At 36.1% G+C, this 22,348-nt stretch carries 20 protein-coding genes; 2 read left to right on the forward strand and 18 right to left on the reverse strand.

Annotated features, from left to right (window positions below; genetic code table 11):
• Positions 1-76: 76 nt before the first annotated feature.
• The 9 genes from HXN26_RS06340 to HXN26_RS06380 form a co-directional block, all read right to left on the reverse strand.
• Entirely contained in the window at positions 77-1,360 is a 1,284-nt protein-coding gene (locus HXN26_RS06340; RefSeq protein ID WP_273159671.1) for a bifunctional folylpolyglutamate synthase/dihydrofolate synthase, read from the reverse strand.
• Between the two features lie 26 nt (positions 1,361-1,386).
• Positions 1,387-2,532: a molecular chaperone DnaJ gene (gene dnaJ, locus HXN26_RS06345; protein WP_273159672.1), complete on the reverse strand. Its 1,146-nt coding sequence runs from the start codon at positions 2,530-2,532 to the stop codon at positions 1,387-1,389.
• 71 nt (positions 2,533-2,603) lie between these two features.
• Positions 2,604-3,197, reverse strand: coding sequence for a nucleotide exchange factor GrpE (locus HXN26_RS06350; protein ID WP_273159673.1), 594 nt, complete (start codon positions 3,195-3,197; stop codon positions 2,604-2,606).
• A gap of 109 nt (positions 3,198-3,306) precedes the next feature.
• Entirely contained in the window at positions 3,307-4,929 is a 1,623-nt protein-coding gene (locus HXN26_RS06355) for an ABC-F family ATP-binding cassette domain-containing protein (RefSeq protein WP_273159676.1), read from the reverse strand.
• A gap of 266 nt (positions 4,930-5,195) precedes the next feature.
• Positions 5,196-5,648: an HU family DNA-binding protein gene (locus HXN26_RS06360; RefSeq protein WP_273159677.1), complete on the reverse strand. Its 453-nt coding sequence runs from the start codon at positions 5,646-5,648 to the stop codon at positions 5,196-5,198.
• 401 nt (positions 5,649-6,049) lie between these two features.
• Positions 6,050-6,409 (reverse strand): cyclopropane-fatty-acyl-phospholipid synthase, encoded by a 360-nt coding sequence (locus tag HXN26_RS06365; protein WP_115083258.1) that lies wholly within the window; start codon positions 6,407-6,409, stop codon positions 6,050-6,052.
• A gap of 253 nt (positions 6,410-6,662) precedes the next feature.
• Positions 6,663-7,022: a cyclopropane-fatty-acyl-phospholipid synthase gene (locus tag HXN26_RS06370; protein WP_115083257.1), complete on the reverse strand. Its 360-nt coding sequence runs from the start codon at positions 7,020-7,022 to the stop codon at positions 6,663-6,665.
• 138 nt (positions 7,023-7,160) lie between these two features.
• A complete protein-coding gene (locus HXN26_RS06375; protein ID WP_273159680.1) occupies positions 7,161-9,194 on the reverse strand; it encodes a M13 family metallopeptidase in 2,034 nt (677 codons plus the stop codon).
• Positions 9,195-9,318: 124 nt separating this feature from the next.
• Positions 9,319-11,286, reverse strand: a complete 1,968-nt coding sequence (locus HXN26_RS06380; protein ID WP_273159683.1) for an ABC-F family ATP-binding cassette domain-containing protein — start codon at positions 11,284-11,286, stop codon at positions 9,319-9,321.
• Positions 11,287-11,839: 553 nt separating this feature from the next.
• On the opposite strand from HXN26_RS06380, the gene HXN26_RS06385 reads away from it, so the two are divergent.
• A complete protein-coding gene (locus HXN26_RS06385) occupies positions 11,840-13,996 on the forward strand; it encodes a Tex family protein (RefSeq protein WP_273159685.1) in 2,157 nt (718 codons plus the stop codon).
• Between the two features lie 88 nt (positions 13,997-14,084).
• Here HXN26_RS06385 and rplT read toward each other — a convergent pair whose 3' ends face one another.
• The 9 genes from rplT to HXN26_RS06430 form a co-directional block, all read right to left on the reverse strand.
• On the reverse strand, positions 14,085-14,429 hold the full coding sequence (gene rplT, locus HXN26_RS06390) for a 50S ribosomal protein L20 (RefSeq protein ID WP_014710090.1): 345 nt from the start codon (positions 14,427-14,429) through the stop codon (positions 14,085-14,087).
• Between the two features lie 35 nt (positions 14,430-14,464).
• Positions 14,465-14,662, reverse strand: a complete 198-nt coding sequence (gene rpmI, locus HXN26_RS06395) for a 50S ribosomal protein L35 (protein ID WP_025000264.1) — start codon at positions 14,660-14,662, stop codon at positions 14,465-14,467.
• A 109-nt stretch (positions 14,663-14,771) separates the two neighbouring features.
• Entirely contained in the window at positions 14,772-15,464 is a 693-nt protein-coding gene (gene infC, locus HXN26_RS06400) for a translation initiation factor IF-3 (protein ID WP_273159700.1), read from the reverse strand.
• Between the two features lie 156 nt (positions 15,465-15,620).
• Positions 15,621-16,694 carry an AAA family ATPase gene (locus HXN26_RS06405; protein WP_273159702.1) on the reverse strand — a complete coding sequence of 358 codons (1,074 nt, stop codon included), beginning with the start codon at positions 16,692-16,694 and terminating at the stop codon, positions 15,621-15,623.
• Positions 16,695-16,795: 101 nt separating this feature from the next.
• Positions 16,796-17,326 (reverse strand): 50S ribosomal protein L9, encoded by a 531-nt coding sequence (gene rplI, locus HXN26_RS06410; RefSeq protein WP_025000261.1) that lies wholly within the window; start codon positions 17,324-17,326, stop codon positions 16,796-16,798.
• A gap of 16 nt (positions 17,327-17,342) precedes the next feature.
• A complete protein-coding gene (gene rpsR / locus HXN26_RS06415) occupies positions 17,343-17,615 on the reverse strand; it encodes a 30S ribosomal protein S18 (protein ID WP_004364847.1) in 273 nt (90 codons plus the stop codon).
• 2 nt (positions 17,616-17,617) lie between these two features.
• Positions 17,618-17,962, reverse strand: a complete 345-nt coding sequence (rpsF, locus tag HXN26_RS06420) for a 30S ribosomal protein S6 (protein ID WP_025000260.1) — start codon at positions 17,960-17,962, stop codon at positions 17,618-17,620.
• 590 nt (positions 17,963-18,552) lie between these two features.
• Positions 18,553-19,260, reverse strand: coding sequence for a response regulator transcription factor RprY (gene rprY / locus HXN26_RS06425; protein WP_273159712.1), 708 nt, complete (start codon positions 19,258-19,260; stop codon positions 18,553-18,555).
• A 28-nt stretch (positions 19,261-19,288) separates the two neighbouring features.
• On the reverse strand, positions 19,289-20,833 hold the full coding sequence (locus HXN26_RS06430; RefSeq protein ID WP_025000258.1) for a sensor histidine kinase: 1,545 nt from the start codon (positions 20,831-20,833) through the stop codon (positions 19,289-19,291).
• A gap of 312 nt (positions 20,834-21,145) precedes the next feature.
• Between HXN26_RS06430 and mltG the strand changes: the two genes are divergently transcribed.
• On the forward strand, positions 21,146-22,180 hold the full coding sequence (gene mltG / locus HXN26_RS06435) for an endolytic transglycosylase MltG (protein WP_273159714.1): 1,035 nt from the start codon (positions 21,146-21,148) through the stop codon (positions 22,178-22,180).
• The last annotated feature ends 168 nt before the right edge of the window (positions 22,181-22,348 follow it).

Here is a 22,348-nt window from a genome sequence, read left to right on the forward strand (position 1 = left end):
AAAGTCGGAGCTTTGTGCATAAAAAAGAGGATGTATCAATTTTGACACACCCTCCTTTAATTGATATTTATATAAATTAGATTTTGCTTAAAAAGTCAGCAACAATATAACTTGAACCACCAACAAATATAAAGTCATCGTTTTCTGATTCACTTAATGCTTGATTATAAGCATCTTCAACATAGGTAAAGGACCTTCCTTTAAGTCCATATCGCTCACCTACTTCTTTTATCTTTTCTATTGAAAATGCCCGTTTAGTTCTGGGTTGTGTCCAATAATAAATTGCATTGTCAGGTAAAAGTGCCATGACTGCCTCTATATCTTTGTCGTCTACCATCCCAAAAACTATACGCAGAGCGCTACATTTTTGATTTTTAATTTGCAATGACAAGTCTTTCCATCCTGCTTCGTTATGCCCCGTGTCGCAAATAACAGTTGGATTTTGTTGTATTTGTTGCCATCTACCCATTAAACCTGTTGCCTTGCTAATATTAGAAAACCCTTTTGCAACACTATCAATATTTCTGATAATTTGATTATTGTAAAGTTGCATCACTGCTGTCAGCAGTGTATTAGTATTTTTATCTTGATAAATTCCTCCTAATTCACCTTCGATTGTTCCAAACAAACGTGTTTGATAAATACGCCCTCCTTTTTGATTGGCACAAGCTGATTCTACCATAGGAATATCTTCTGCAAAAACAATCATAGCATCCATTTCTTGTGCCTTTGCTTCAAATACAACACGTGTTTCGGGCGTGGCTTCTCCAATTACTACTGGAGTAGTTTGCTTTATAATTCCAGCCTTTTCAAATGCTATTTTGGGTAAGGTATCACCCAAAAACTGAGTGTGATCAAGCGAAATATTGGTTATAATTGAAAGTAGCGGATTGATAATATTAGTACAATCCAAACGACCTCCTAACCCTACTTCGATTATTGCAAAGTCAACTTTTTGTTCTGCAAAATATTTAAAGGCCATTGCCGTTGTTAGTTCAAAGAACGATGGATGTAATGGTTCAAAGAAGTTACGATAATTTTCAACAAAATCAATTACATATTGTTTGGAAATCATCTTCCCGTTTACTCTGATTCGTTCCCTAAAATCTACAAGGTGTGGACTTGTATAAAGCCCAACTTTATAGCCATCGGCTTGGAGTATTGCTGCCAATGTATGTGAACATGAACCTTTACCATTACTTCCTGCAATATGAATAGAACGGAATTTTTGATGTGGGTTTCCAAAGTATTCGTCTAATGCGTGAGTGGTTGATAAACCTTCTTTATAAGCAGAAGCACCCACATGCTCAAAGACAGGGGTGCTATTATATAAGTATTCTGTTGTTTCTTCGTAAGTCATTTTAATTACTTTTCAGTCTTTAAATTTTAGCTGAATAGTTTCTTGAAGTTATCAAATATCGAGCGTTTCGTGTGAATGTCCCCCTTGAAATTATCACTTTCTTTAAATTCTTCAATGGTTTTTCGTTCTGATTTCGATAATGTTTTAGGCACGTAAATACTTATCTGCACGATAAGGTCACCAAAACCACTTCCATAACCTTGCACTGCTGGAAGTCCTTTACCCCTTAAACGAAGTGTTTTACCAGGTTGTGTGCCTTCTTCTATTTTTATCTTAACAGAACTACCATCTATTGTTGGGATTTCAGCTTGTCCTCCTAAAACAGCTGTTGGGAAATCAAGCAATAAATTGTAGATAACATTTTGACCATCACGAATAAATGTATCGTTATCTTCTTCTTCAATAAAAACTTGTATATTACCAGTTATACCATTATGTTTACCAGCATTTCCTTTGTTTGGAACATTCACAACCATTCCTTCAGCAACACCTGCTGGAATATTGATTTCAACAACTTCTTCGCCTTTAACTACACCATCTCCATTGCAGTGCGTACATTTGTTTTTAATTATAGTACCTTCGCCACCACATACATGACAAGTTGTTTGTGTCTGCATCATACCAAAGATACTTTGTTGGGTACGAATTTCCATACCACTACCATGACAATTAGGACAGGTTTCTGTTCCACTTCCGCCTTCAGCACCTGTTCCATGACAATGTTCACAAGTTATATCTTTATGTACTTTAAATTTTTTCGTAACACCTGTAGCAACTTCCTGTAATGAAAGTCTTACTTTTAGACGCAAATCGGCACCTTTATACTTAGGGGTTTGACGACCTCCACCGCCAAAACCACCACCATGTCCACCAAAGACATCGCCAAACATTGAGAAGATATCGTCCATTGAGAAGCCACCACTGCCAAAAGGATTTCCACCACCGAAGTTTGGTCCATCAAATCCAAACTGATCGTACTGCTGACGCTTTTGTGGGTCGCTCAGAATACTATAAGCTTCTGCAGCTTCTTTAAACTTTTCTTCTGCATTTGCGTCATCAGGATTTCTATCTGGATGATATTTAATAGCGAGTTTTCTATATGCTTTCTTTATTTCGTCGTCAGAAGCGTTTTTAGCAACTCCTAAGACTTCATAGTAATCTCTTTTTGCCATTCCGTAATTATCGTGAATTTTTAAGTTTTTGAAACCTCAAAGACCTTTTCAGATTATTTCGTTTATATATATTATTGGCCTACTGCAACTTTAGCGTGGCGAAGTACTTTATCGTTTAGCATATACCCCGTTTGCACGCAATCTATTATTTTACCTTTTTTATCATCGCCCATTCCTGGTACCATTGCTATTGCTTCGTGGTAATCTACATTGAAATCTTTATCTGAAGTTTCAATTTTACTTACACCAATACCTTCCAAAGTTTTTAAGAACTTCTTAAAAATAAGGTCGAAACCTTCTTTTATAGTTGTTGCATCTTCTGTCTTGTCTGCAATAGCACGTTCAAAATCATCAAGAATAGGAAGAATAGCTGTAATTGTTTTTTCGCCACCATTAAGAATAAGTTCGGTTTTTTCCTTTAGGGTGCGCTTCTTGTAGTTCTCAAATTCAGCATATAGACGAATATATTTATCTTTCCATTCTTCAGCTTCATCACTTTCGCCCTTTTGTTCTGCTTTGTCTACTTCTTCATTAGTTTCAGCTTCAGCGTCGGTTTCTAATGATGCCTCGTTATCTGAAGAAGTATTTTCTTCTTCCATAGTTGTTTCTTCTTGCAACTTTCTTTCTTCGTCTTCTATTTCTATCTTCTTATTCTTTTTACTCATAATCTTGTATTTTTTTTATTTCAAAACTATACAAATAGCGTGCCAACATATTAAGGACTGCACGACAAATATAACTCGTCAGCAGTCCTTATACTATTATATTGCTACTTTATACTTGATACATTTTGGCTTTCTGTTCCTTAATTTGCTCGTCGTGAATGTATTCATCGTAGCTCATAAGTTTGTCAATTGTACCTTTAGGGGTTAATTCGATAATACGATTAGCAACAGTTCCGATGAATTCATGGTCGTGAGAGCTAAAGAGGATATTACCTTTAAAGCCTACAAGGTTATTGTTGAACGCCTGAATGCTTTCCAAATCAAGGTGGTTTGTAGGAGTATCGAGTATTAGACAGTTTGCATTTTGCAGCTGCATTCTTGCAATCATACAACGCATTTTCTCGCCTCCAGAAAGTACATTAACTTTCTTTTCTACCTCTTCCTGTTTAAACAACATACGACCAAGGAAGCCTTTCATTGCTACCTCATTACCAGGACCATATTGTGAAAGCCAATCAACAAGATTCAAATCGCAATCGAAGTATTCTGTATTGTCAAGAGGTAAGTAAGCTGTTGTAATGGTTACTCCCCAATTGTAAGTACCTTCTTGAGCTTCACGTTCGCCATTGATTATATTGAACAAAGCTGTCATTGCCTTAGGATTACGTGATAGGAATACAACTTTCTGTTCTTTCTCAATATTGAAGTTTACGTGGTCGAATAATACAGTTCCGTCTTCATCAACAGCTTTTAAGTCTTGAACTTCTAAGATTTGATTGCCTGGCTCGCGTTCCATTTGGAAGATGATACCTGGATATTTACGGCTTGATGGGCGAATTTCTTCTACATTCAGTTTCTCAAGCATCTTCTTACGTGAAGTTGTTTGCTTGCTTTTTGCCACATTGGCAGAGAAACGACGGATAAATTCTTCCAACTGCTGTTTCTTTTCTTCGGCTTTCATCTTTTGGTTTTGCGCTTGACGCAAAGCTAACTGAGAACTTTCGTACCAGAACGAGTAGTTACCTGCAAACACTGTAACTTTACCGAAGTCGATATCTATAGTTTGTGTACTTACGGCGTCAAGGAAGTGACGGTCGTGCGATACAACAAGTACTGTTTGTGTTTCTTCTATTTCGCCGAGATAATCTTCCAACCACTCTACTGTTTCAAGGTCGAGGTCGTTGGTAGGCTCATCGAGCAAAAGGTTGTCGGGTTTTCCGAAGAGTGCCTTTGCCAACATTACACGCACTTTTTCTGTGTTTGACAAGTCGCCTACTTTTTTTTGGTGTGCATCTTCTTTCACTCCTAAATGTTGTAATAATTGGGCAGCTTCGCTTTCAGCTTCCCAACCATTCATTTCGGCAAACTTTAGTTCCAAATCGGCAGCACGGTTTCCGTCTTCTTCGGTCATTTCTGGTTTAGCGTAAAGTTCTTCACGCTCTTTCATATTCTTCCAAAGTGGTTCGTGCCCCATAAGCACAGTGTCCATTACCTTAAATTCATCGTATTTAAAGTGGTCCTGTTCCAATACCGACAAGCGTTCTCCTGTTCCTAATGTGATAGTTCCTTTGGTTGGTTCTAAATCGCCAGAGATGGCACGAAGCAATGTTGATTTTCCTGCTCCATTTGCTCCGATAACGCCATAGATATTTCCTGGAGTAAATTTAATATTAACGTCCTTATACAGAACTCTTTTTCCGAATTGAACGGCAATGTTTGAAAGTGTAATCATTGTTTGTTTAAAATCCTTTTTTCTTATTTGAGCGCAAAGGTACAATAATAATGTGACACTTGCAAGAACTATAGTTCTTAGTAGCTATTCAGACTGAATAAAGACTGATAAATTTGGTTTTGAGATGTAATTTATTATGTTTCTAACAATTGCTTTGTTTTTCTTGGTAATTTGTTGAAGTAAGGGGTTGGTCGTAATGGTGTAATGAATAAGACTGAAAAAAGTCCTCGCTCTGTTGGGAACGAGGACTTAGAATTTTGTTAAAATTACGGATGATTAGGCTGTGTACCTTCTTCTTTGTTTTTCTTATCGTCGTTCTCTTTCGGAGTTACTTGTTCGTAGGTTACATCGGTTAAAGTAAAGTACTTACGAGAAGCTACGAGGCGAACGATAGGTTTTTCAATGTGTGTTTGTGCACGGAAAGGTTTGCCTTTTTCAACCGCTTTGCTCTTGAATGATGGCTTAAGCGTTCCAAGGTCGCCAAAATCTACGATGTCACCGTTAGCAACAATTTCGCGTGCTGTTTCTGTAGCGAGATTCAAAACCGCAGCCACTTCTTGTGGGTTGAATGTTGTTGACTTTGAAATGCGTGCGCAGAAGTTACGGAAATCTACACGATGACGTCCTGTAGGTTGAGCGACAATAACTGTTTTTCCTGCTTGTTTGCCAATGTTGAGTTTACGCTCTTTCAGAACATATTGAATAGGTTTATTTGACATGATGGTTCGGATTGGTCTTCTTCGGTTATCCTTTTACGAGCCAGAAGACCTTTAAAACTCGTAAGGTTTTTTTCTTGTTTCAACGTTGCAAAGATATGGTTTTTCTTCTAAACAAAAAAGAATTTGTAAAGAAACTTTTGTGGTTTATTCTACTTTGTCGTCATTTTTTATCAATAGCTTTATTACTATTAAAGAAAAGCTCAATTGTTTTTACGAAAAAGCTCGCCAGCTTTCTTAAAAAAGCTGGCGAGCTTTTGAGAGTATGCTTGAATTGTTTATTTTCCATCTTCAAAACATACATTCGTTTAAGTCCTGATGGGTGGATTTTTTTGCTCTGTTGGTTTTCCGAGTTTCTTGAAGGTGTTATGAGCTTAGATACTTTTATTTGTGGTTTGAAGAATCTATTTTGTTTCTTGTTCACGAAACTGCTTCAATTTCTTTTCTATAAATGCAAAGTCGTTGATTGCTCTTATTTTATCTTTTGCACGGTCGTACTTTTCTCTCCATTTTCTTACTCCGAAGGCATAGAATTTTAGTCCTTCTGGGGTTAAATCTCCTACCTTGATTTGCGATTCGTTTGTTGCCTTTTCGCCTTTCTTCAACAAGATTCTCGTAGTAAATCCATTGTCTTGGAGAAAATGAACATAATTCTCGAAAAAACGAAATTGTTCTTCTTTAAACTCTTGAGTGTTGTACCTGTTCGAAGATAAGGGCGATTTAAATAGCCAATCTAATTTCTCAATTAATTCTTCTGGATCCATATTTCTTATATAATGATGTTTCTTTAAAAATCGCAATAGCTTTAAACTTTAAAGGACTGAACTACCTTGAAAGCTATTCAGTCCTTTGCTTAGCCATCTTTCTTAATAATTGTATAAAGTTATATGTTTATTTTCCATCTTCAAAACATACATTCGTTTAAGTCCTGATGGGTGGATTTTTTTGCTCTGTTGGTTTTCCGAGTTTCTTGAAGGTGTTATGAGCTTAGATACTTTTATTTGTGGTTTGAAGAATCTATTTTGTTTCTTGTTCACGAAACTGCTTCAATTTCTTTTCTATAAATGCAAAGTCGTTGATTGCTCTTATTTTATCTTTTGCACGGTCGTACTTTTCTCTCCATTTTCTTACTCCGAAGGCATAGAATTTTAGTCCTTCTGGGGTTAAATCTCCTACCTTGATTTGCGATTCGTTTGTTGCCTTTTCGCCTTTCTTCAACAAGATTCTCGTAGTAAATCCATTGTCTTGGAGAAAATGAACATAATTCTCGAAGAAACGAAATTGTTCTTCTCTGAATTCTTTAGTGGCATATCTTGGTGATGATACTGGAGAATTTAATATCCATGATAATCTTTCTACAACTCTTTCTTTATCCATGTTTAAGGGCAATAATGATGTTTTTAATCTTTTTGGAGTTTTAAATTAAAAGGGCTGGATAACTATTAAGATAAATCCAGCCCTTTATTAAACTACTTTCTTAATGATTGTTGAAAGTTATATGTTTGTTTTTGGGAATTACCAAAGGTCTAAACGCTGTTCTTTTGGCAAGTACAGCTTGTCGCCAGGCTTCACATTGAAAGCATCGTACCATGCGTCGATGTGTGGCAAAGCACCATTTACGCGCCATTCGCCTAACGAGTGAGGGTCGCTCTTAGTACGATTGCGTATTTCAGCTTCAGTAATGTTAGCTGCCCATACACCTGAATAAGCAAGGAAGAAACGTTGTTCTGGTGTGAAACCAAAGATGTTTTGCGACTTTTTGCCCTTCATTGCATTCTTCAAAGCATTGAAGGCAACCATCAAACCTCCGTGGTCGGCAAGGTTTTCACCCATAGTAAGTTTTCCATTTGCTTTGAGGTCTGGAAGTACACTAATGTTGCTGAAGAATTCACCGAATGGAGTTGTGCGAGCTTTAAACTTGTCGCCATCTCCCTTAGCCCACCAGTCTCTCATGTTTCCGTCCTTGTCATAGTTACGACCATTGTCGTCGAAACCATGAGTCATTTCGTGTCCAATTACCACACCGATAGCTCCATAGTTGAAGGCGTCGTCAGCAGTCGGGTCGAAGAATGGGTACTGAAGAATACCTGCAGGGAAACAAATCTCGTTAGTGGTAGGGTTGTAATATGCGTTTACAGTTTGTGGAGTCATATACCACTTATCCTTATCAACTGGTTTACCAGCAGTTTCGTCGAGATTTACCTTATGCCAGAACTTACGGCAGTTCATAACATTATCGTAATACGACTTGCTTGGGTCAATGGTAAGTGAGCTTAAATCTTGCCACTTGTTAGGATAACCAACCTTAACGTAGAAAGTAGACAACTTTTCGAGTGCAGCCTTCTTAGTTTCTTCGCTCATCCAACTTTGTGCTTTGATGCGCTCAGCCAAACTAACCTCAAGATTTTTGATGAGTTGCTCCATGCGTTGTTTGCTGCTTGCAGGGAAATAACGTTCGCAATATATTTTGCCGAGTGCTTCGCCCATTTGACTTTCAATCTGTTGTGTAGCACGTTTCCAACGTGGATAATCTTGCTTTGTGCCACGCATTGTCTTACTGAAGAAGTTAAAGTATTCAGCACGGACGTCATCGCTGAGATAGTTTGCAGCCCCAAGAATAACCTCCCACTCTATACGAGCACGAAGTTCGTTTGCAGTTTCAGTTTCTATCAACTTGTCTACACCTACTAAGAAGTTAGGCTGGCCAACCACCATTTCCTGTATATCAGCAGACTTTACACCGTCAGCATTAAGCAATTGTTCCAAACGAATATTAGGATATTTAGCCTTAAAGTCTGCCAATGTCATCTTGTTATAATTAGCAGCAGCATCGCGAAGCTCAGTTCTGCTTTTTGAAATCAGTGCAATAGCTGTTTCATAACGCATAATATAGTTACTATTCTGTTCAGCTTGAGCCTTAGAGAAACCGAAAAGTTCAAACATATTTACAATGAACTTCTTAAACGCATTACGTATTTCGGTTGTTGACTTATCGTTGTCAAGATAGTAATCCTTCTGACCTAAAGTTAAACCACTCTGACTAACGTTAAGAATATTCATCTTCGCGTTCTTCTCATCAGCACCAAATCCATAGCTGATAGGCAAGCCATAGCTTTGACTTGCATATTTCAACTGAATCTTACGTAGGTCTGCTAAAGTCTTAGCACTCTCAATTTCGTTGAGCAATGGCATTACTGGGGCAACACCTTCTTTATTTCTACGCACAGAGTCCATAGCGAGTTTGTAAAAATCGCTCAGCTTTTGTTCTACACTTCCTGGCTTTGCTTTTGCCTTAAGTAGACTTGTAAGAATTGTGTTGATACGCTTGTTGTTGTCTTCACCTAATTGGTCAAAAGAACCATAACGTGAATAAGCTGCAGGCAATGGATTGTTTTTTTGCCAGCCACCTGTCGCAAACTGATAGAAGTCATCAGCTGGACGTACCGATTTGTCGAGATTACTTTCCTTTATACCAGCTTGTTTTTGAGCAAAACCAGTCATAGGAACAGCAGCAATCATCATCATCGGTAAGATTGTTTTAATGTTCATTTTAAATGATTTTAGTTTAAAACTTCTCGTTAATATATCACCTTTAAAACTAAACGCATGTTCTACAAGTTCAATATAAACGAAAAAGATTGTTGATTTATTTATTGAATTTAATTACTTTTCCTTATTCATCGAGCAACCTTTCTAACGCTTCTGAAAGCTCAAGCCATTGCTCGTTTTCTTTATCTAAATGGCGTTGCAGGTCGGTGTATTCAGTAACGAGTTCCATATTCGATGCATTCTCTGCAACCATCAGTAGTTCGTCAAGCTCAGCTTTACGCTCTTCCATCTTGGCAATCTTCTTTTCAGAGTCTTCTACTGCACGCTGTGCTTTTTTTATCTTCTTCTGCTGTTCCTTGCGCTCTGCATACGATACTGCGCCAGATGAAGGTTGAGATACCATTTCTTGCTTTGCATTTTGTATATTTTCTGCTTCAGCTACAATGTTGTTTGCACTTGCTTTACTCAAACTTTCTTGTATTGTTTCTGCGTTATGAGCACGCAAATAATCGTAAATTCCGCCTAAATGCTCGCGAACTTTGCCTCCACCAAATTCATAGACCTTACTTACTAAACCATCAAGAAATTCTCTGTCGTGAGAAACAATAATGGCTGTTCCATCGAAAGCTTTAATAGCTTCTTTCAAAACCTCTTTCGATGTAATATCCAAGTGGTTGGTTGGCTCATCAAGAATTAAGAGATTAACAGGCTCAAGCAATAGTTTTATCATTGCCAAACGTGAACGTTCACCACCAGAAAGTACTTTAACTTTCTTCTCAGACGTTTCTCCGCCAAACATAAAAGCACCTAAAAGGTCGTTAATCTTCAAACGCATATCGCCTTTTGCCACTTGGTCTATGGTTTCAAAAATTGTTAAGCTTTCATCTAAAAGCTGGGCTTGATTTTGTGCGAAATAACCTATCTGAACATTGTGTCCTATCTTTAAGTTACCATCGAATGGTATTTCTCCCATTATACACTTCACAAGTGTAGACTTTCCTTCACCATTCTTACCGACAAAAGCAACTTTCTCGCCTCGCTTAATGGTCATATCTACCTTATCGAATACAAGTCGTGGGGGATATTCTTTGCGCACATTGTCGCATATAACTGGATAATCACCGCTCCGTAAGCACGGTGGAAACTTTAAGCGCATTGCTGAATTGTCCACCTCATCTACCTCTATAGGGACAATTTTCTCCAATTGTTTTATGCGTTGCTGCACCTGTACAGCCTTAGTTGCTTGATAACGAAATCTATCTATAAAAGCTTTTATATCTGCTATTTCCTTTTGTTGGTTTTCATACGCACGCATCTGCTGTTCTCTACGTTCTTTACGTAAAACAAGATATTCATCGTATTTCACTTTGTAATCCTCTACCCTGCCACATGTTATTTCTAATGTACGATTCGTTACATTATTGATAAAGGCGCGGTCGTGGGAGACTAACACTACAGCTTTAGCACTTTGAGCAAGGAATTGTTCTAACCATTGTATAGACTCAATATCCAAATGGTTGGTTGGTTCATCAAGAAGTAATACATCAGGATGGCGTAAAAGTATCTTTGCCAACTCTATACGCATACGCCAACCACCAGAGAATTCAGACGTAGGACGATCGAAATCTGTACGTTCAAAGCCTAATCCTGTCAGTGTCCGCTCTATTTCTGCTTCGTAGTTTTCACCGCCAAGTAACATAAAACGTTCATGCTCCTGCGTAAATTTCTCAACTAATTCGGTATAACTTGCACTTTCATAGTCGGTACGTTCAGCCATTTCTTGCTGCATACGCTCCAGTTTCTCTTTCATTTTGGTAGCATCTGCAAATGCCTTACGCGTTTCTTCTTTTACCGTAGTATCGTCAGATAACTTCATAACCTGTGGTAAATAGCCTATTGTGGTGTCGTTGGGAACAGCTACTACACCTGCTGTGGGACGTTGTAAACCACAGAGTATTTTAAGCATTGTAGATTTCCCCGCTCCATTTTTGCCGACTAAAGCTATACGATCACGGTCGTTTACCACGAAAGAAACATTATGGAAGAGTGGCTTTACAGCAAACTCTACTTTTAAACCTTCGATTGACAGCATCTTTCCTATTCTGTTTTCTTCTTAAATTAGCACTGCAAAGATACGTAATATTTTTGTAACTAATTGCAAGCTACTTTACTTTTATTAGCATATAAAGGCGTTTCAATAAAATTAAAAAGAAGAATAAGAAATCTATGAGACAACCTGTAAAAGGTGATATTTACAATTTTATTTCGAGAATAAATTTGTAAATAAAGTACATTGATAGTATTATTTCATAACCAATTGGAGTTAAACAAGTTACTATATAGGCTCTTTTGTATTCTAAAAGAGCCTATATTGCACAATAAAAACGCCTATATTGGAAGGTAAAAAGGGCACTTTTACAATACAAATATATATTCTTTATTTTCTTTATGTGTTTTCTTTACAGAATGTTTTTAGTTTGGTTACTATTCAAAAAAATAAGAATTGATATATTGGGTCTCTTTAAGAATCTTTTGTTATGGTAAGAAAAAAAATTATTCCACTTATTTTTCTAAAAATTTTTAGGAACGTAATGCAGTATAAAAAGAAAATCTGTATCTTTGTGTAACACCAAAAATCGTAAGAAATGAATGCATACACAAAGCATATAGCAGAAACGCTTAATCTATTGGAAAAGAATGTTGATGCAACCCTAACATTGCTGAATGAAGGTTGCACTATTCCTTTTATTGCAAGATATCGCAAAGAGCGAACTGGAAATCTTGATGAAGTGCAGATTACTCGGATTGCAGAAATGAATGAACGCTTAACTGAAACCGACAAGCGCAAAGAAACAATTCTGAAAACTATAAGCGAACAAGGAAAACTTACTGATGAATTAAAAAATAAGATTGCGAATTGTTGGGATAATTCTGTGTTGGAAGATTTGTATTTGCCATTTAAACCTAAACGAAGAACAAAAGCACAAGTAGCCCGAGAACAAGGTCTTGAACCGTTAGCAACACTACTGTTAATGCAAAAAGAACAGAATCCTAAAGCTGCCAGTAAGCGTTTTGTTACAGGTGAAATTAAGAATGAAGCAACTGCACTGCAAGGAGCAAAAGATATTATTGCAGAGATAGTAAGTGAGGACCCACAAGCGCGTAATATAGTGCGTAGTGCTTTTAAACGTGAAGCGAAAATCTCATCAAAAGTAATCAAGAAAGTTGAAAATACAGACGAAGCTCAAAAATTTTCTGATTACTTTGATTTTTCTGAACCACTGCGACGTTGCAATAGTCATCGTCTGCTCGCTATGCGTCGGGGGGAAGCTGCTGGTATTTTAAGAGTAAGCATTTCGATAGATGGAGTAGAATGCGTTGAACGTCTCAATTGCCTGTTTATACATGGTAGAGGTGAATGTCAGAGCTTAGTTGCAGAGGCAATTGGCGATAGCTTTAAACGTTTAATCAACCCAAGTATAGAGAATGAGTTTGCTGGATTGAGCAAAGAAAGAGCTGATGAGGAAGCCATCAAGGTGTTTGCCGAGAATTTAAGACAGCTTTTACTATCTGCCCCTCTCGGGCAAAAGCGGGTTTTAGCTCTTGATCCTGGATTTGCAAATGGGTGTAAAACGGCATGTTTGGATGCCCAAGGTAATCTTTTACATCACGAAATTATTTATCCTCATCCACCGAAACGACTTTACGGCCAAGCTACAATTGCAATTTTGAGAATGATTAAGCAATATAATATAGAAGCAATTGCAATAGGAAATGGTACAGCAAGTCGAGAATCGAAAGATTTTATAGCTGATTGTTTGACTAATTTGAGGGAAGAAAATAATACTGAAATTCCGAAAGTGTTTGTTGTTAGCGAAGATGGTGCATCTATATATTCAGCATCTTTGACCGCTCGAGAGGAGTTTCCTAATGAAGATGTAACTACGCGCGGAGCTGTTTCAATTGGAAGAAGGTTGATGGACCCGTTGGCTGAATTGGTAAAAATAGACCCGAAAAATATTGGAGTTGGTCAATATCAACACGATGTAGAACAAACAAAGCTTAGACATTCGTTGGATCAAACAGTAGAAAGTTGTGTTAATCAAGTTGGTGTAAACCTTAATACTGCTTCAAAACATCTATTAATGTATGTCAGCGGTTTAGGTTCTGTCCTCGCTCAAAATATTATAGAATATCGAAAAGATCATGGAGCATTTACATCTCGTGCCCAATTAAAGAAGGTGCCTCGTCTGGGAAATGTTGCTTTTCAACAAAGTGCAGGTTTTCTTCGAATACCAAATGCTAAGAATCCTCTTGACAATTCTGCAGTACACCCTGAGAGTTATCATATCGTAGAAGCAATGGCAAAAGAACAAAAATGTAGTGTAAGTGAGCTAATCAATAATAAAGAACTTATTAAGCGTATCGATTTAAAACGTTATGTAACAGAAGATGTTGGACTACTAACACTCTATGATATTGTACAAGAATTAGAAAAGCCTGGACGTGACCCTCGCGAACAACTAGAAGAATTCGATTTCGATACCGCAGTGCGTACAATTGATGACCTCAAAGAAGGAATGGAACTACCTGGTATTATTACGAACATTACTAATTTTGGCGCATTTGTTGATATTGGTGTTCACCAAGACGGACTTGTTCACGTTTCACAATTATCTAATAAGTTTGTTTCAGACCCAAATTCTATAGTACATTTACATCAACACGTTCGTGTGAAAGTTACACAAATAGATAATAAAAGAAATCGAATTGGTCTGAGTATGAAGAATGTAATGCAATAACTTTTTGTTAACTACATTAAATTCGTGTATGAAAAAAAGGTTGTAAATCTTGAGATTTACAACCTTTTTTATTCTTGTAATTATCTAATTACTTAACCTTTTCTACAATAGCCTTGAATGCTTCTGGGTTATTTGCAGCGAGGTCAGCAAGAACCTTGCGGTTGATTTCAATACCTGACTTGTGTAATGCACCCATCAATTGGCTGTAGCTCATATCGTAAAGACGAGCAGCAGCATTGATACGCTGAATCCAAAGTGCACGGAATGTACGCTTCTTATTACGACGATCGCGGTAAGCATAAGTCAAACCTTTCTCATAGGTATTCTTAGCTACTGTCCAAACATTCTTACGGGCACCAAAGTAACCCTTTGTCTTCTTAAGAATTCTTGTTCTCTTTGCTTTTGAAGCAACATGATTTACTGATCTTGGCATAGTTTTATCCTTTTAATTTGTTTGACTAATGATTATTAACGAAGATTTAACAGGTCGCGTACCTGCTTCATGTTGCTACTGTCCACTATAGCATAGTGAACGAGATTTCTCTTCTGTTTTTTTGTCTTCTTAGTCAAGATATGACTGTGGTAAGCACGATTACGCTTTACCTTACCTGTTCCCGTGAAGCTAAATCTTTTCTTTGCTCCAGAGTTTGTCTTTTGCTTTGGCATTTTTTTTAATTTTTAAAATTATTATTTATATTCATCTGTGGCAACGTATATACCAAGACGTTACGCACAGGCGCTTTTCAGCGTCTTCTTATCAAAGATGCATCAAGCTTTATTCTTCATTCTTCAATTTATCAAGCACCGCAGAACCATTCTTTGCATTTGCAAAAAGGCCATTATCTACATTGCTTTTATTCCCAATTTCGTTCTTAGCTGCTTCTGCATTCTTTGCTGCACCTTCTGCCTCTTCACGATCTCGACGTTGTTGACTCTTCTTTGTTATACCAGCTTTTTTAGGTGAAAGGTAAAGAAACATTTTCTTTCCTTCAAGCTTAGGCAATTGTTCAACCTTTGCAAGCTCTTCTAAGTCGTTAGCAAATCTTAACAAAAGGACCTCTCCTTGCTCTTTAAAAAGAATTGAACGACCACGGAAGAATACGTATGCACGCACTTTATTTCCTTCATTAAGGAATTCTTGAGCATGTTTCAGCTTAAACTGATAGTCATGTTCATCGGTTTGAGGTCCGAAACGAATTTCTTTAATATCTTGCTTTACCTGCTTCTGCTTCATCTCCTTTTGATGCTTCTTCTGCTGATAAAGGAATTTTGAATAGTCGATGATTCTACAAACTGGAGGTTGTGCGTTAGGAGATATTTCTACAAGGTCTACACCTTCTTTGCGAGCTAATTCTAATGCTTGTCTAGTAGGCATAACCTCTGCATTTCCTTCACTTATCACACGTACTTCCCGTGCATGAATCTGTTCATTCACACGGTACTGCAACTTCATTTTGTCATTCTTCATTCAACTATATTAAAGTTTATTTTTATTAAACGCCTGCAAAGATACTGCTTTTACCATGATTGACCAAATTTTTAATATTCTTTTTACCTTCAAATCATTGATATAAAGCTAGTTTTTACCATTTTTTATATTCTGTATTACGTTTGTGGAAAAAGTTTATTTCTTCAAAGCTAAATTGTAATTATAATACTTTGTAACACCAGTAATATCTTCTAACACTTCTATAAATGGCGGAAAAATTACATCTTCGTGTTTGATTACTCCTTTTGTTTCTAATATTTGTAAGCCATTATATGGTTGAATAAAAGTATCCAGTTCAAAGAACTGACCTTTCCAAATAAATGTTTGTCTTGTTTTATGAATTGTCTGACGATAGGGATCAGCTTGCCTAAGAAGAGATTCATAAAGGTTGTTATCTATTTGACGTTCTGTTTCTACTTGATCATTGTTTGGCAAAGTTTTTATAGTTGTGCGTACATTTACAGAAATTCCATTTAGTGTACGACGACGTAAACGAACTTCACTTTGTGGTTCCGAAGTAAGATAAGTTTGTGTAATCTTGCTTGTTATAACTTCAGGTATCACATCTTTCAGTCGTACAATATATTTCCGTTCTTCAATAGCTTGACGTGGAATTTCCAAAACATCAGAAATATCTTGAAGGACTTGTTCTAGCTTGGTTTCAAATTTCTCATGATTGTTAATAACCCGAAGATGAGGATGTTCAGACCAAGCGTGAATAACTTTCTTATCAAGTTCACGAGCCAACTCTATACCTTCAGTACGTTCTTTATTAGTTGCAGTTGTATAAAACTGTTCTGCTCCATCTGCTGCACTTACTAAGTGTAAAACAGCATCATAACGAGAACGTAATTCTTCATTATTTGTACCAACATGGGATGTAATATTTTCCCAAAGTTTAGGTTCCATATATGCTGATATATCCATTGTACCACGATCGCAAACAATGAGAACTGGCTGTTTTATACTTTTTGCCATTTGCTGGAATTTATCTTCCAATGCTATTTGCATTTCTAAAGTAGCCTTTTCACCTTCATAAAAGAATTCTCGATTATCAGTAAGATAGTCCATACCAGCCTGCAAAAATAGTGTAGGCAGCTCAGGAATAATAAACACTTTATAGCCAATACTTGAAAAGTGTTCCATTATTTTTACTAAGGCGGTCGTTTTACCTGCACAAGGTCCGCCTGTAAGTACAATTTTTTTCATAAATGAAATATCCCTTCCACCTTTAAAAAAGATGTAAGGGATAAAATATATTATAGTGTTTTAATAAACAATCTATAGAAACTCTCTTTCGAGAAATAATATTATTCAGCTGCAGGAGCTTCTTCTACTTCAACCTCAGTTACTGGAGCTTCAACAGTTTCTTCAACTTCTTCAGCCTTAGGCTCTAGTTGGTTTTCTGCAACTACAATTACAGGAAGCTTAACCTCAACATCTTTAAAGAAGTGAATAGTTGCTTCAAATGTACCAACCTTCTTAATGTCGCGCATTGTGATAATCTTGCGATCGATTTCTATACCCTTCTTAGCTAATTCCTCAGCTACGATGATGGTATTAACTGAGCCATAAGTAACGCCAGTTGCAGAAACCTTTGCTGAAATTACTAATTCTACTCCTTCGAGTTGTGCAGCTCGCTTTTCTGCATCAGCCTTTTTAGCAGCAATTTTAGCAGCTTGTTGTCTCAAGTCTTCAGCTAATTGCTTTTTAGCAGAAGGAGATGCGATTACACCTTTACCTGTTGGGATAAGGAAGTTACGACCATATCCGCTTTTTACATTTACAATATCGTTCTTGTAACCAAGTCCGATAATATCTTCTTTAAGTATAATTTCCATATCTTAAGCCTCCTTCTTATTTCATCAAATCGGTTACATATGGAAGCAAAGCAATCTGACGAGCACGCTTAACAGCTTGTGCAACACGACGCTGATACTTCAAAGATGTTCCAGTAATACGACGTGGAAGAATTTTTCCTTGTTCATTCAAGAACTTCTTAAGGAATTCGCCATCCTTATAGTCGATATATTTGATACCACTTTTCTTAAAACGACAATACTTTTTCTTCTTAGTATCGATTGATGGTGCGGTCAAATAACGAATTTCTGTCTTTTTCTGCTCTGCCATGATTAAGCCTCCTTTTTAGCTGCCCATTTAGCGCGACGCTTCTCAGCATATGCAGCTGAGTACTTATCCTGCTTAATGGTAATGAAACGAATAACTTTCTCGTCGCGGCGGAAGCCTGTTTCGAGAGTTTTAATAACTGATGGTTCTGCATTAAACTCCAACATTGCGTAGAAGCCAGAAGACTTTTTTTGAATGTTGTAAGCCAACTTCTTGAGACCCCAAATCTCTTCGTTCAAGATTTCAGCACCTTTATCGGTGAGCAGTTTCTTGAATTTAGCGACCGCTTCCTTCATCTGTTCATCAGACAAAACGGGAGTCAAAATGAAAACGGTTTCGTATTGATTCATACTACTTTTAAATAAATTATTTATAAAAATATGCATCTCTATCTCGAAATGCGGTGCAAAATTACTACTTTTTTATGAACTAACCAAATGTTTTTAGTACTTTTGCATTCTATGAAGGGATATATTAAATATTTAGGATTAATATCAGTAATAGCAGGTCTCATATTGTTTGCTATTCACATTTTATTAAATATTAAAGGGAATGCTCTCCTTTTTTCTGGATTAATATTAATAATAGCTGGAACTATATCTTATGTTCAGCTGGAAAAGCATTCATAGTATTAAGCAAAATCATTATTTGCTTAACAGTAGAAAAATTATAATTACAAATTAAAAAAACATAATTATGTTTTGATAAAAATGTAATTACGTTTTTTAGTTTTGTAATAATAATCGATTTTATTTTTTTAACATAATGAAAAGTTGAGAATAATACCTTTTTCTAATAAATCAATACTTTTAAATTACTAACAAACAGTATCTTAGTGAATCTGTATAAAAAAAATTTCTTATACTATTTATTAAAAAACTCATACAACTATTAAAAATAAAAGCTCAACAGAAACTTCCATTGAGCTTTTATTTTATTTTTATTCTTCGTCTGGTACAATAAGTTTATAACCCTTACCATGTATATTGATAATTTCAATTTGATCATCAGCTTTTAAATGCTTGCGCAACTTAGTTATATAAACATCCATAGAGCGTGCATTAAAATAGTTGTCATCTATCCAAATTGTTTTCAAAGCATAGTCACGCTGCAGTATTTCATTTGAGTGTGCACAAAGCAGAGCAAGCAATTCGTTTTCTTTTGTTGTAAGTTTAGTTGCTTTATCAGGATCATTGTCAAGTGTTAGCAACTGCTTCTGTGTATCGAAAGCAAATCGTCCAATCTGATAAAGAGTAGATTCCTTAGTTCTCTTTCCTCGCACACGACGAAGGATAGCTTCAATACGGAATACTAATTCTTCCATTGAGAAAGGTTTAGTAATGTAATCATCAGCACCAATCTTGAAACCAGCAAGAATATCTTCTTTAAGTTGCTTAGCTGTTAGGAAGATAATTGGTATCTCTGCATTTGACTGACGAATTTCTTGTGCCAATGTGAAACCATCTTTCTTTGGCATCATCACATCAAGTACACAAATGTCATACTTATTCTTCAAGAAAGTTCTATATCCAATTTCACCATCAGGACATAGGTCAGCTTGATAACCTTTAGCCTGTAAATACTCGCTCAGCAGTGTTCCGAGATTTTCATCATCTTCACACAATAAAATCTTGAAATTTTCTTCCATATCTTTTCTCCTTTAATTAAATTTGTTTTTATTTATCTAATAGTACTGGTAGAATAATTGTGAATTTTGTTCCTTTACCATACTCACTATCTACCTTTATTTCACCTTCGTGTAAATCTACCATTCTTTTAACGTATGCTAAGCCTAATCCGAAGCCTTTTACATCATGTAAGTTGCCGGTATGTACGCGATAGAATTTTTCGAAAATCTTCTTCAAGTTATCTTTCTTAATTCCTTGACCCGTGTCGCGTATTGTTAAATAGAGGTGATCATTTGTATTCCATGTTTTCAAATAAACATTCAGAGGTTGGTCAGCTTTAGCATATTTTACTGCATTATCCAACAAGTTGAAAATTACATTTTGGAAATGCATTTCATCCACATACATTTTTGAATCTATAGCATCTATCTCTGTATAAACCTTTCCTCCAGTATGCTCTACTCGCAATGTAAAAGAATGCGCAATAGTTTCGACCATCTCGTTCAAGTCTACATATTTTTTCTTTAACACTGCTTTTTTGCTATCATACATACTCATCTGGAGCACTTTTTCTACTAAAAAGCGTAGCCGTTTGGATTCATCGTTTACCACCCCACCAAGATGTTCTATCATTTTCGGCGTCTTGGTCAGACTTTTATCATTCATCATCTGTGCAGCTAACGAAATACTTGCTATTGGCGTCTTTAATTCGTGTGTCATGTTATTCACAAAGTCATTCTTAATTTCCGAGTATTTCTTCTGTCGAAATATAATGACAATTGTGAAAATAAATGTTACTAGCAACACCATCGTGAAGATTATAGACGGAATCATGAATCGTACACTTGAGAAAATATAACTATTCATTTCTGGAAAATGCACCTTCACTACACCCATTCTATTCGGTGGGTCGTTTCTGAACAGTACTTGCGAGTAACAATTATCTTCTCCATCACTAACATAGTCAGGACATTTATAAACTTCACGTCCGTCTTGCGTAAGCACCGTAAAGTGATATGGAATGTTGATTCCATTATTCATCATCTCCGCCCGCAAATCTTGATCAAGCATTTTGAAATTAATTCGTTCATTCAGAGGCTTATCCGAAGCAGAGTAAAGTATATTGTAAACGACTTCTTCCAATAGTGCTTTCTGATAAACGTAGCGGTTTCTTACGACTTCTTGCATTTTTCTTTTGGTTGCCGCAATAGTTCCCGTATCGTTTCGAAGGATGGTTGCCTTTGTTCTTAACGAAGGATTACTCTGAGCTAATTTAGATTCGAACGAAGTATACGAATCACTTCCTTCCAATGATGCTGGTGCTTGATGCGTATGTGATGTATCTTTTCGCCGAAGTGAATCAGCACTTGTTGTTTTCAATTCATTGTTATTTACATCTTTTTCTAGGAATCTTAATGTTTCATTAAGCTCCATGTTACGAGAAGCTTGATAAAGAGCACGATTTACCGATTCGTCGAACTGCTCTTTCTTCATCTCTGCCATTTCCTCAATATAATTGAGTTGGAGCAAAAGAAGAGCAAGGAACGAAAGTCCCATGATGACTGCAATTACCCAAATCGTCTTTTTATTCATAATCTCTTTACCTATTATCTTTTATTTATAGTGTAAGATACTACACTTTAATTATACATTTTATTAAACCGAAAGCAAAGGTAATTAATTTATTAAACCATTAACAATTAAAAGTTAATTAATAGTTTAATATTTATTTATATTAACATATCGCGAAAGATGTAATAAATAAAAATCAATTATAAAACAAGATATGACTAATAATATTTCCTTAAAAAGAATTTAAAAGAAGAAAAACAATATTCTTTTGATATACAAGTTGGTAAAGTTTTCAGTCAAAATTATTACCTTTGCAACATATTATTTTAAATTATGGTGAAGGCAAAACGTAAAAAAAACAACTCTAAAAGACTGGAAATTGCTGCAGCAATTATTGCTATTGGCGCTTTAGTTGCATATTTCTTTCTGTTCTCTTCAATGTCAAGCAATGGTAAGACAGAGTATTTATTTATCGATCACGATGACAATATAGATTCTGTTTACAATAAATTGGAAAAGGTATCTACTAAACATGGTTTATGGACTTTCAAAGTCTTGGCTAATTTATTTTCTTACAAGGATAACATACGTTCAGGAAGATACACAATTAGTAGTTCGGGCGCATTACTAACTTTTCGCAACTTTAAGAATGGTAAACAAGCTTCTGTCTCACTAACTATTCGTTCAGTAAGAACACTAGGTGATTTAGCAACTGATGTAAGCAAAAAACTTATGTTCACCAAAAGAGAACTAATGGATTCTCTAACCTCAGAAACTGTTTGCAAACGATATGGTTATTCACGACAAAACATTATTGCTATGTTTATTCCAAATACTTACGACTTCTATTGGGCTACATCTGTTTCAACATTCTTAAAGAAAATGGATAATGAGAATAAGAAGTTTTGGACATTCGAGCGCACCCAAAAAGCTGAAAAAAATGGTTTTAGCAAAGTAGAAGTGATGACTTTAGCTAGTATTGTTGATGAAGAAACTGATGATGAGGGCGAAATGCCTAAAATTGCAGGTATGTATATCAACCGTCTAAATAAGAAAATGCCATTGCAAGCTGATCCTACTGTGAAATTTGCTATTGGGAATTTCCAAGCACACCGCATATATCATAAATGGTTAAGTTACGATAGCCCTTACAACACATATAAATATAAAGGTCTTCCTCCTGGTCCTATACGTATTCCTAGCATAGCTGCCATTGATGCAGTTCTGAATTATGTACACCACAACTACTTGTATATGTGTGCAAAAGAAGATTTTAGCGGTACACACAACTTTGCTGAAACTTATGAAGAACATTCTGTAAATGCAACTAAGTATGCCAAAGCATTGACCGAAAGAGGGATAAAATAATCACACTTTTGTCTTATAAAATAAGTAATCTTCCATATAAAAATAGTATTGGTTCTTTTAAGCTTTTTTTCTTTAAAGAACCATTACTATCAATTAATTTGCTTTTTACCTTTTAAAGAAACAATAGTGTTTATAAATGAGTGTAATTCTAGTTTAATATGAAAATTT

The organism is Prevotella aurantiaca (assembly GCF_015262605.1).
Classification (GTDB): Bacteria; Bacteroidota; Bacteroidia; order Bacteroidales; family Bacteroidaceae; genus Prevotella; species Prevotella aurantiaca.

Bases quoted from the DNA above. Each gene is read 5' to 3' on its own strand.
- HXN26_RS06340 (WP_273159671.1), bottom strand. From the start codon at position 1,360: ATGACTTACGAAGAAACAACAGAATACTTATATAATAGCACCCCTGTC.
- dnaJ (WP_273159672.1), bottom strand. From the start codon at position 2,532: ATGGCAAAAAGAGATTACTATGAAGTCTTAGGAGTTGCTAAAAACGCT.
- HXN26_RS06350 (WP_273159673.1), bottom strand. From the start codon at position 3,197: ATGAGTAAAAAGAATAAGAAGATAGAAATAGAAGACGAAGAAAGAAAG.
- HXN26_RS06355 (WP_273159676.1), bottom strand. From the start codon at position 4,929: ATGATTACACTTTCAAACATTGCCGTTCAATTCGGAAAAAGAGTTCTG.
- HXN26_RS06360 (WP_273159677.1), bottom strand. From the start codon at position 5,648: ATGTCAAATAAACCTATTCAATATGTTCTGAAAGAGCGTAAACTCAAC.
- HXN26_RS06365 (WP_115083258.1), bottom strand. From the start codon at position 6,409: ATGGATCCAGAAGAATTAATTGAGAAATTAGATTGGCTATTTAAATCG.
- HXN26_RS06370 (WP_115083257.1), bottom strand. From the start codon at position 7,022: ATGGATAAAGAAAGAGTTGTAGAAAGATTATCATGGATATTAAATTCT.
- HXN26_RS06375 (WP_273159680.1), bottom strand. From the start codon at position 9,194: ATGAACATTAAAACAATCTTACCGATGATGATGATTGCTGCTGTTCCT.
- HXN26_RS06380 (WP_273159683.1), bottom strand. From the start codon at position 11,286: ATGCTGTCAATCGAAGGTTTAAAAGTAGAGTTTGCTGTAAAGCCACTC.
- HXN26_RS06385 (WP_273159685.1), top strand. From the start codon at position 11,840: ATGAATGCATACACAAAGCATATAGCAGAAACGCTTAATCTATTGGAA.
- rplT (WP_014710090.1), bottom strand. From the start codon at position 14,429: ATGCCAAGATCAGTAAATCATGTTGCTTCAAAAGCAAAGAGAACAAGA.
- rpmI (WP_025000264.1), bottom strand. From the start codon at position 14,662: ATGCCAAAGCAAAAGACAAACTCTGGAGCAAAGAAAAGATTTAGCTTC.
- infC (WP_273159700.1), bottom strand. From the start codon at position 15,464: ATGAAGAATGACAAAATGAAGTTGCAGTACCGTGTGAATGAACAGATT.
- HXN26_RS06405 (WP_273159702.1), bottom strand. From the start codon at position 16,694: ATGAAAAAAATTGTACTTACAGGCGGACCTTGTGCAGGTAAAACGACC.
- rplI (WP_025000261.1), bottom strand. From the start codon at position 17,326: ATGGAAATTATACTTAAAGAAGATATTATCGGACTTGGTTACAAGAAC.
- rpsR (WP_004364847.1), bottom strand. From the start codon at position 17,615: ATGGCAGAGCAGAAAAAGACAGAAATTCGTTATTTGACCGCACCATCA.
- rpsF (WP_025000260.1), bottom strand. From the start codon at position 17,962: ATGAATCAATACGAAACCGTTTTCATTTTGACTCCCGTTTTGTCTGAT.
- rprY (WP_273159712.1), bottom strand. From the start codon at position 19,260: ATGGAAGAAAATTTCAAGATTTTATTGTGTGAAGATGATGAAAATCTC.
- HXN26_RS06430 (WP_025000258.1), bottom strand. From the start codon at position 20,833: ATGAATAAAAAGACGATTTGGGTAATTGCAGTCATCATGGGACTTTCG.
- mltG (WP_273159714.1), top strand. From the start codon at position 21,146: ATGGTGAAGGCAAAACGTAAAAAAAACAACTCTAAAAGACTGGAAATT.